The sequence below is a fragment of the Arsenophonus endosymbiont of Bemisia tabaci Q2 genome, assembly GCF_902713415.1.
GTDB lineage: Bacteria > Pseudomonadota > Gammaproteobacteria > Enterobacterales > Enterobacteriaceae > Arsenophonus.
The window spans coordinates 1-1,755 of record NZ_CACTIE010000131.1 but is presented as its reverse complement, the minus strand read 5'-3'; the positions used below and the strand labels follow the sequence as shown (position 1 = coordinate 1,755).

The following is a 1,755-nucleotide window of genomic DNA, read 5'->3' as shown; positions in this document are numbered from 1 at the left end:
TATTTTTTTCGCACTCAATATGGTGTAATCAAAATTAAGTCGCTTAGCTATATTTTAGCGGAGCAATTATGTACGCCAATGACGCAGTTTTTTAACCATCTCCGTTGTAATACTAATAAAAAAGAATAATAACTTATTAAATCAATTAATTATATCAAAAAATAAAAAACTACTGATAGATTATCAGTAGTTAGTTGTTTTTCTTGATAAAATAATTATGAATGGTATTTACTCATTACCAACGACGCATTAGTTCCACCAAAACCAAAACTATTTGACATTACAGTATTTAATTTCTTATCAGTGGGTTGCGTAATAATATTCATTGCTTGCGCTTTTTCATCCAAATTATCAATATTGATGCTTGGAGCAATAAATCCATGCTCTAACATTAACAAACTATAAATAGCTTCATGTACCCCAGCCGCGCCCAGAGAATGGCCAGTCATTGCTTTAGTCGCTGAAATCGCTGGGGTATTAGTACCAAACACTTCAGTAATTCCTTCTAGCTCTTTTGTATCGCCAACTGGCGTTGAAGTTCCATGAGTGTTGATATAATCAACCTGTTCGACATTTGCCAATGCCATTTTCATACACCGTACTGCACCCTTACCTGACGGAGCAACCATATCATAACCGTCTGAAGTCGCTCCATAACCAACAATTTCAGCGTAAATATGTGCGCCACGTGCCAAAGCATGCTCTAACTCTTCCACCACAACGATACCGCCACCACCAGCTATCACAAAACCATCTCGATCCTGATCATAGGTACGAGAAGCTTTTTCTGGGGTTGCATTATATTTGGTAGATAATGCTCCCATTGCATCAAATTCACAGGTTAATTCCCAGCTTAGTTCTTCACCTCCACCAGCAAAAACAACATCCTGTTTACCTAATTGGATCAATTCAACTGCATGGCCAATACAGTGGGCTGAGGTTGAGCAAGCGGAGCTAATAGAATAATTAACGCCCTTAATTTTAAACGGTGTGGCTAAACAAGCTGAAACACCAGAAGCCATTGCTTTGGTCACCATATAGGGACCAACACCACGTAATCCTCTGACACGCATACCATCAGAACCAGCCACTTGATTACGGGGCGAACCGCCACCAGAACCAGCAACTAAACCGGTACGAATATTTGAGATCTGCTTTTCTGTCAGTTTAGCGTCCTGAATTGCCTCTTCCATCGCCAAGTAGGCATAAATAGAGCAATCACTCATAAAACGAAGAATTTTTCGATCAATCTTTTGTTTAATATCATCTTGCGTCAGCTGAATATTACCCCAGACATGGCTGCGTAAACCCATTTCTTTAAATTCTTCTGAAAACCGGATGCCAGAACGACCCGCTTTCAGGGAAGCCAGTAACTCTTGCTGGTTGTTACCTATGCTGGAGATAATGCCCAGACCAGTGATGACTGCACGCTTCATTGCTTATATTACCTCATAATCGAAATTGATTTACCGGAAGCTTAGCCTGTTACTTTAGCTTACACTTGTAAGCTGAACAAGTCCGATCAGGTAAAATTTTGTAGAAAATATTATCTTGGCTAACTTTTATATTTTGCGATAGCTAGCGCACTCAGGTTAAATTCGTTAAAATTGGCTGATTATTTAAAATATTGTAGATAATTTTGTGAATATAGCTAAGCGACTTAATTTTGATGACATTATTTATATGAGCTATTCAATTGATTTTAGAGGTAAAGTGATATTTACGATGGAAGAAGAAGGGTTGAGTATCCGAGAA

At 38.4% G+C, this 1,755-nt stretch carries 1 protein-coding gene; it reads right to left on the bottom strand.

All coding sequences use genetic code 11. From position 1 onward, the window contains the following. Nucleotides 1-215: 215 nt before the first annotated feature. Nucleotides 216-1,436 (bottom strand): beta-ketoacyl-ACP synthase I, encoded by a 1,221-nt coding sequence (gene fabB / locus ARSQ2_RS07435; RefSeq protein ID WP_181994902.1) that lies wholly within the window; start codon nucleotides 1,434-1,436, stop codon nucleotides 216-218. Nucleotides 1,437-1,755: the final 319 nt, after the last annotated feature.